8 protein-coding genes are annotated in these 7,053 nt (G+C 58.8%); 1 reads left to right on the top strand and 7 read right to left on the bottom strand.

All coding sequences use genetic code 11. The annotated features are described in order from the left end of the window. Window positions 1-206 precede the first annotated feature (206 nt). Genes GSQ93_RS27405 through GSQ93_RS27395 form a run of 3 tightly spaced genes read right to left on the bottom strand, consistent with a single transcriptional unit; the run spans window position 207 to window position 2,492 of the window. On the bottom strand, window positions 207-1,271 hold the full coding sequence (locus tag GSQ93_RS27405; protein ID WP_158938754.1) for a maleylacetate reductase: 1,065 nt from the start codon (window positions 1,269-1,271) through the stop codon (window positions 207-209). Beyond that, window positions 1,258-1,611, bottom strand: coding sequence for a Dabb family protein (locus GSQ93_RS27400; protein ID WP_158938753.1), 354 nt, complete (start codon window positions 1,609-1,611; stop codon window positions 1,258-1,260). The genes GSQ93_RS27405 and GSQ93_RS27400 overlap by 14 nt, the downstream gene beginning before the upstream one ends. Beyond that, a complete protein-coding gene (locus GSQ93_RS27395; RefSeq protein WP_158938752.1) occupies window positions 1,608-2,492 on the bottom strand; it encodes an intradiol ring-cleavage dioxygenase in 885 nt (294 codons plus the stop codon). The genes GSQ93_RS27400 and GSQ93_RS27395 overlap by 4 nt, the downstream gene beginning before the upstream one ends. Before the next feature lie 132 nt (window positions 2,493-2,624). Here GSQ93_RS27395 and GSQ93_RS27390 point away from each other — a divergent pair, with 132 nt between their 5' ends. Then, the gene (locus GSQ93_RS27390; protein ID WP_158938751.1) at window positions 2,625-3,548 is read left to right on the top strand and encodes a LysR family transcriptional regulator; all 924 of its coding nucleotides are present in this window, start codon (window positions 2,625-2,627) and stop codon (window positions 3,546-3,548) included. A gap of 43 nt (window positions 3,549-3,591) precedes the next feature. On the opposite strand, the gene GSQ93_RS27385 is transcribed toward GSQ93_RS27390, so the two are convergent. The 4 genes from GSQ93_RS27385 to psrA all read right to left on the bottom strand — a co-directional run bounded on the left by GSQ93_RS27385 (window position 3,592) and on the right by psrA (window position 7,034). After that, window positions 3,592-3,807: a hypothetical protein gene (locus tag GSQ93_RS27385; RefSeq protein WP_158938750.1), complete on the bottom strand. Its 216-nt coding sequence runs from the start codon at window positions 3,805-3,807 to the stop codon at window positions 3,592-3,594. Between the two features lie 139 nt (window positions 3,808-3,946). Beyond that, complete coding sequence (locus GSQ93_RS27380; protein ID WP_158938749.1) at window positions 3,947-4,237, bottom strand: hypothetical protein; 291 nt, start codon at window positions 4,235-4,237, stop codon at window positions 3,947-3,949. A gap of 220 nt (window positions 4,238-4,457) precedes the next feature. Further along, window positions 4,458-5,762, bottom strand: coding sequence for an MFS transporter (locus GSQ93_RS27375; RefSeq protein ID WP_254074076.1), 1,305 nt, complete (start codon window positions 5,760-5,762; stop codon window positions 4,458-4,460). A 180-nt stretch (window positions 5,763-5,942) separates the two neighbouring features. After that, the gene (gene psrA / locus GSQ93_RS27370) at window positions 5,943-7,034 is read right to left on the bottom strand and encodes an iron-containing alcohol dehydrogenase PsrA (RefSeq protein WP_158938748.1); all 1,092 of its coding nucleotides are present in this window, start codon (window positions 7,032-7,034) and stop codon (window positions 5,943-5,945) included. Window positions 7,035-7,053: the final 19 nt, after the last annotated feature.

The following is a 7,053-nucleotide window of genomic DNA, read 5'->3' as shown; positions in this document are numbered from 1 at the left end:
TTGGACAAAGAAATGACGTGCCGCCACGCACAGTGGCTAACAGTGATAAAGAGAAAATCCGACTCTCGCAGACCACTAACACTGAAAGCACCAACCCGGCATTGACCCCGACCACCAACCTCAAAACCTAGCAACCCAGCACTGACCCCGACCGCCCCCACCCCTCAAAAACCCCCAAACCCCGTCCACCGGCGCGAGCGAAAACCCTATCTCGGAGGTGCGCCATCAAAAGCATCCTGCAGCAGAGAACGAATAGCGTCGTACTCAACCTCACGTGGATTCCAATACGGATTGGCACTGGCAATCTCCGCCGCCCGGTCAAGCTGCTCCGCGCTCATCCCGATGTCTTTAAGCGCCACCGCAGCACCATTCGCCTTCGCAAGTTCATACACACCCATTGCGGCGTTGTCGTGCCCGAGCGCGCGTGCTATCCGCTTCATTGCATCAGGCGCGGCACCCGCGTTATAGGACAACGCATGCGGCAGGATGATGGTGTGCGTCGCCGCATGCGGCAAGTTGAAACTGCCTCCAAGCGTATGACAGAGCTTGTGATGCAAAGCCATACCGACACTTCCCAGCACCGTCCCGCACAACCAGGCACCATACAGCGCCTGCGACCTCGCGTGACTATCCTCAGGATGCGCAACAACCACCGGCAACGCGCGCGCCAGTGACGCAATACCCTCTTCCGCCATCAAGCCGATAATTGGATTGGCATCGCGTGAATAGAGTCCTTCAGCAGCGTGCGCAATGGCATTGATACCGCTAGTCAGCGACAGTTGCGCCGGGAGCGTCAACGTCAATTCAGGATCGTAGATAACCGTCTTGGGAAGCACCCGCAAGTCAGTTCCGGTCCGCTTCAAGCCCGCGTCCGTCAAGCCGAAAATAGGCGTCATTTCACTGCCGGCGTAGGTCGTCGGAATAGCGAGTATCGGTAAGTCTGATTCAAGCGCAATTGCCTTGCCGAGGCCAATGGTCGAGCCACCGCCCACCGCGATCGCGCAATCCGCATTTAATTCTTTAGCCAATTGCCGGGCTTCGGCCGCGAGCTCCACCGGTACGTGCATGACCGCGCGATCGAAGATACCCGCCGCGCGCGATCCCAGGCGGGCGGCGAGTGCTTCAGCCACGTCACGTTGTTGAGGGGAACACAGGATCAACGCGCGCTCGGCGTTCAGGTTGAGCACCTCGCGTTCAAGATGCTGCAGACTCCCTGCGCCAAACACCACTCGCGCCGCCCGTGCCGAATACACGAAGTCAAATGCCTGCATTGGCCGTCTCCACGGTTGACAGTGAAGCGGAGATCAAAGGTTCGACCGGGTAGTCAACTTGAAACCGTGCGGTCCGAATACAGCCAAGTTGCTGCCTCACGCGCAAGTGCTCGGGATGACTGGCATAGGCGTCAAGCGCATCTTGCGATTCGAAATCAGTCACCAGGACAACGTCGCAGGCATACTCCGTGGCGCTCGAATCCATGCCGATTTCCAGATGATGCATGCCGGGGATAAGTCCCCGCAGCCCTTCAAAGCTGCGCTTGACGAGCTGACGCGACGCCAAGTTTTCCTCGCGCGTTTCTCCGCTCACGCGCCACATGACAATATGCCGGATCATGCCGCAATCCCCTGGAGGTTCAGAACAAAGTCATAGTCGAGCGTATAAAACGGCGCGCTCATGAAGGTGCCGTCGGGCGCGATGCCCGGTTCGTGCTTCACCCATTCCACGACCAGATTCGACCGGACGCCAAACACCGCATCCGAATCCAGATACTGATCGCCGTCGCGAAACACGTGAGTAATCAGCGTGTCGTAACCGGGTGCCTTGATCCAGAAATGCAGATGGGCGGGCCGCCACGGATGTCGCCCGAGTGCATCAAGCATTCTTCCGACCGGACCATCGTGAGGGATCGGATAAGCCTCGGCGAGTATCGACCGGAAATGAAAGCGGCCGTCGGCTTGCGTGTGTAACTTGCCCCGTGCGCTATGAACCATGTCGCCTATGTCATCGGTCGTTTTCTGTACGTCGTAGAAACCGTCTTCGTCGGACTGCCAGACATCAACTGACGCATTGGCAACAGGCTCGCCGTTCACGCCGCGAATCTGTCCCTGCACAAAACACGGCGCGCCCAACGCGCCATTGGATACATCGTCGCCGTTCTGATACTCCGGCGCGCCGTCCACAAAGAAAGGGCCCAATACGGTCGCCTCGGTGCACGCTGCAGGTTTCCGGTTGTTCTGCGTGGTGACCAGCATGGAGAGGCCCAGCGTGTCGGACAGCAGGACGAACTCCTGGCGTTTGTCGTCGGTGATATGGCCTACGTCAGTCAGGAACTTGATGGCCGTTAACCACTCGTCCTCGGTGAGCTTCACTTCACGGGCGAACGCGTGCAGATGCTGCACAAGACTCGTCATGACCGTGAGAAGGCGTGGATTGCCACATCCATTCATTGACGCAAGGACAGCCTGCGTGATGGTGTCTTCATCGATATTGCGCATTGTGAATGTCTCCTTGTATAGCCGCTGCCGGTGATGATCAGCGAGCCTGATTGCACCGATATTAGCCCGTGGTTCGCCGGAATAAAACGAGCTATAGTGAAATGATATTTCCACCCAGCGGAAAAATCCCTTATGGACCGGTTCACCCAGATCGAATTTTTTGTCCTCACGGCGGAGACGGGCAGCTTGTCGAAAGCGGCAGAGAAACTGAACATGTCGAACGCGGCGGCTAGCCGGACGTTGACTGCGCTGGAAGAGCGGCTGGGCGCACGGCTGGTTGAGCGAACCACGCGACGGCTCTGGCTGACCGATGCCGGGCGCGATTACCACCGGCGCTGCAGCACCATTCTGGCGGAGATGGCCGAGGCCGACTCCGCTGCCGGCGATGCCGCGCTTAACCCGCGTGGCACGTTGCGTGTCACGAGTTCCGTCTCATTCGCCATGATGCATATCGCGCCCTGGTTGCCCGAGTTCAGTCTGCAATATCCTGAGCTATCCGTGCAGATCGTGGCGGCCAACCGGTATCCGGATTTCATCGAAGCGGGTATCGACGTGGCCATTCGCACGCGTGAGTACGAGGGCGATTCCGGCATCACGGTGAGGCGTCTGGCCGAGACGCGACGCGTCCTGGCTGCGTCGCCCCGATATCTGGCCAGACATGGGCGTCCCAAGACACCCGAGGACCTTGCGGGCCACCGGATGCTTGTCTATAACCTTGCGCTGGATCCCTATGTGCTGCATCTCACGCGGGGAGAAGAAAGCCGCGATGTCCCGATCACGAGCACACTGGATTCGAACGAAGGGCAGGTGATTTGCGCGGCGGGTTATGCCGGCATGGGCATCGTCATTCAGCCGCTGTACATTGTTCACGACGATATTGTTGCCGGACGCTTAGTGCCCCTGCTCGAAGACTGGCAACTGCCCCGTCTTACCATCAATATTGCTTACCAGAGCAGGCGCCATCCGCCCGCTAAGATTCGCGTCTTCACCCAGGCGCTAATCGACCATGTCGAGCAACTGGATCTTGCAAGAAAGTGGAGCGCACTGCCCCCATGAGCGATCGCAGCGCGCACTTGCAGCGGCTGCGCCTGCAAATAGCTTAGGCGCCGATCATCTGTCTGGCGGCAGTTTCAGCCATCGCCAAGGCTGCGTCGGCGTCGCGCATCGGGCGGCCACAGCCGCGCCCCGTCACTCGCTCGATCGACTTCGTGTCACGAACCGTTGTCACGCGGATTGCGCCTTTGAACATCTGGCCAGGCGACGGCAGAACACAAGCCTCAACGGTTATGTTGCCCTTGGTTTTTTTGAAAGCCATAACATTTTCCATAAATTGGTGCGGACCGGTTAAAGGATTTCGCATAAAAATCCAGTCGACCTATACTTTGTTGTACTCTCTATTCACCACAAGGTCGAAAACAGGCCAAGACCATTTTTCACATCGGCATGCGCAACATTCAGTGGGCCGTGCCGTTGATGGCCAGTCCCGCCGGACGCGCTTCAAAACGGTATTGAAGATGCGTGGGGTATTGCACATCGATCTCGCGTATCAGGCGGTCGATTTCATGCTTGAGTGCATCGGCCCGCTCGACGCCCAGCAAGTACCCCGCCTTTACCAGACCTTCACCAAACTTCTCGACCATCAGCGCTGCCAGCGCTGGCGTTTCCGCGCCGCGTGTCACGTCCTGCGCGCGGTTTCCCGCGTAACGTTGAATCTCTTCGATCAAAGCCCGCACGTCGTCGGTCATAGTACTCCCGCTTTTTATAGTGTCGATCTTGCGAAAACCGTACGGTCTTCGGATCGATTGGTATTGTTGACCTTCTGCGGTAATGGCCGTGTCGAAAGAACGCTTCCCAGCGTATAGGTTCTGTAAAAACGACGTGCAGCACGACGTGCGGGACGACCCGTTATCTCCGACGTTTCGAAGATAACGGGTCGATGGCGACGGTGCAGGAACAGCGCAGGGTTCAGAACGTGCGCCGGATGAAGTACGTGCAGACCGCGCTGAGCAGCCCCACACCGGCAATGTAAAGCGCGATCCACCACGGCTGCAGGTTGCCGTAGTGCAGAAGCGCCGTTGCGACGAGCGGCGTGATCGAGCTGGAGACAATGCCCGATACCTGGTACACGATGGAGATGCCGCTATAGCGCACCCGCGTATCGAACAGTTCGCAGAAGAGCGCAGCCTCAGGGCCGTAGACGAAGGCGTAGATAACCCCCAATACGATCACAATGGTAGCGGTCACCGCAACGACGCTGCTCGAGTAATGAAAAACCGCAAACGCCGGCCACGCGCTCAGGCCACAAACCACCGCACCCCAGCCGAACACCTTGCGGCGGCCGAGCCGGTCCGACAGGCGCGCGGCAATCGGAATCGTGAACATCAGCACCAGTGCGGCAAGCGTCACGGCAACGAGCACTGACGACTTCGCGTAGTGCCGGATACCGATCAGATAACTTAGCGCGAACACCGCATATGTGTTGAATATCACGCCGTCGATATAACGCGCGCCCCAACCCAGGAACACGTTCTTGCGGTAGTCGGTGAACACCTCCCGCGCCGGCACCTTCGCGACCGCGTGACTGTCGCGAATCTTCGCGAACGCGGGTGTTTCGACAATCCGCAACCGGATAAACATGCCCACGGCAACGAGCAGGATGCTGGCCATGAAGGCGGCCCGCCAGCCCCATTGCAGGAAGGCCTCGGGAGTCAGCCAGGTCGTCAGGACCGCCACTGCGCCACTGCTCAGGCACAGGCCGATTGCAAGCCCGATCTGCGGATAGGACGCGTACAGGCCACGATGTTCGCGAGGCGCATACTCGAAAGCCATCAACACGGCTCCGCCCCACTCGCCGCCAAGGCCAATGCCCTGCAGCAGCCGCAACAACAGCAGACAGACAGGCGCCCAGATACCGATCGACGCATAGGTTGGCAGTACGCCAATCAAGAACGTGGACACGCCCATGATGGAAAGCGTGAGCACGAGCAAAGGCTTGCGTCCAAACCGGTCGCCAAAATGGCCGAAGATCACACCGCCAAGCGGACGGGTAACAAAACCGACCGCGTAGACCGTATAGGCCAGCATGGTGGAAACGAAGGCGTTTCCTGTCGGGAAGAACAGCTTGTCGAATACGAGTCCGGTAATCGTGCCGTAGAGGAAAAAGTCGTACCACTCAACGGTCGTGCCGATCAGACTGGCTAGGGCAACCGACTTCACAGACCGGGTATTGATGGCAGCCGGCATCTCACCTGCAATTTCCACTGCTTCCATGGCTTGTCTCCTGATGTTTGGTCGGGCTCGTGACGCCATTTGACGTCCGCTGCCTCGGCACTTGCCTTTAGTGCGGCTTTTTTGTTGTGCTTCGAGATGCGCCGGTGCGAAACCGGTATGTGCTGTCCTCCAGAATTACCATGCCTTGATGCTTGCCGGCCACACTTCTGCACCGGTCCGTTACACGCCCGCGGCAATGAAATTGCGTCCGCGTGGTCCGCTCAAGGCGTGAGCGATCATCCTGTCCGACTCTTCAACACCAACGCCATAACTCGAAAACGATGTGCTTACCCCGAGCGATTCAAGGAAATCGGTCAGGTAGTTGCGCGCATCGGCTAAGGGGCACGGAAAGATTTTCGCAAGCACGGCGTCGCGCTCAGCACTTTTGCCTAGCGCAAGATCCAGCACCATCGGCAGCGTGAACGAACACGCGATTCCGTGAGGCAACCCGTGATGGATCGTCATCTCATACGAAATGGAATGGGCCAGCGCGGTCTTCGTATTCGAGAACGCGAGGCCCGCTTTGAGCGCCGCGAGCGAAGCCCGTTCGCGCAGCGTCCGGTCCTGCAGATTCATCGCTAGCGCCGGCAACGTGGTCAGCATGTCGCGCGCGGCAGACACGGCGAATTCATCGGAGATCGGATTCGAATTGACGTTCCAGATGGCTTCGAGCGCATGCGATAGCGCATCGAGTCCGCTCTGCACCGTGACCGAATGCGGCAGCGACAGCGTCAGTTCCGGGTCGACAATCGCAGCCTCCGGCCACGTCTGCGGGAGCTGCAACGAATACTTGCGTTGCTTGATCGTGCGGTCCCAGATCGTCGCCCACGGTGTCACTTCGCTACCTGTGCCTGAGGTAGTCGGAACCGTAATCAGCGACTTCACACGCGGCGGGGTGAAGGGTTTGCCCGTATCGAGCAAGGCCAGCAGTTCGCCGAATTCTCCGCTTTCCGTGCCGACCATCAGGGTTTTCGCCGTGTCGATCACGCTGCCGCCACCAATGGCGACGACGACCGGGCAATGCTCATGTCTCTGCCAGAAATCGCGATACAAGCCGGCGATATGAGTGACGTCCGGGTTGGGTTGCACATCGTCGATGACGGCTACCACGCTATCGCCGCACAACTCGCGCACGCGCTGCGTGAGACCGATTTGCGCCGCTTCCGGGAACGTCACGACGACGGCGCGGCGGCCTTCAAGAATCTGCGGCAACCGCTCGATACAACCAAGGCCGAAATGGATCTCGACAGGATTCCAAAAAACACCGTTCATTGTCCCCTCCTCTTTTGGT

The sequence above is a fragment of the Burkholderia sp. S171 genome (genome assembly GCF_009766085.1).
Classification (GTDB): Bacteria; Pseudomonadota; Gammaproteobacteria; order Burkholderiales; family Burkholderiaceae; genus Caballeronia.
This window is presented reverse-complemented; position numbering and strand designations above follow the sequence as displayed.

What these genes read in the sequence shown, in the direction of transcription:
- psrA (WP_158938748.1), bottom strand. Translation starts at nt 7,034, where the DNA reads ATGAACGGTGTTTTTTGGAATCCTGTCGAGATCCATTTCGGCCTTGGT.
- GSQ93_RS27400 (WP_158938753.1), bottom strand. Translation starts at nt 1,611, where the DNA reads ATGATCCGGCATATTGTCATGTGGCGCGTGAGCGGAGAAACGCGCGAG.
- GSQ93_RS27405 (WP_158938754.1), bottom strand. Translation starts at nt 1,271, where the DNA reads ATGCAGGCATTTGACTTCGTGTATTCGGCACGGGCGGCGCGAGTGGTG.
- GSQ93_RS27390 (WP_158938751.1), top strand. Translation starts at nt 2,625, where the DNA reads ATGGACCGGTTCACCCAGATCGAATTTTTTGTCCTCACGGCGGAGACG.
- GSQ93_RS27395 (WP_158938752.1), bottom strand. Translation starts at nt 2,492, where the DNA reads ATGCGCAATATCGATGAAGACACCATCACGCAGGCTGTCCTTGCGTCA.
- GSQ93_RS27375 (WP_254074076.1), bottom strand. Translation starts at nt 5,762, where the DNA reads ATGGAAGCAGTGGAAATTGCAGGTGAGATGCCGGCTGCCATCAATACC.
- GSQ93_RS27385 (WP_158938750.1), bottom strand. Translation starts at nt 3,807, where the DNA reads ATGGCTTTCAAAAAAACCAAGGGCAACATAACCGTTGAGGCTTGTGTT.
- GSQ93_RS27380 (WP_158938749.1), bottom strand. Translation starts at nt 4,237, where the DNA reads ATGACCGACGACGTGCGGGCTTTGATCGAAGAGATTCAACGTTACGCG.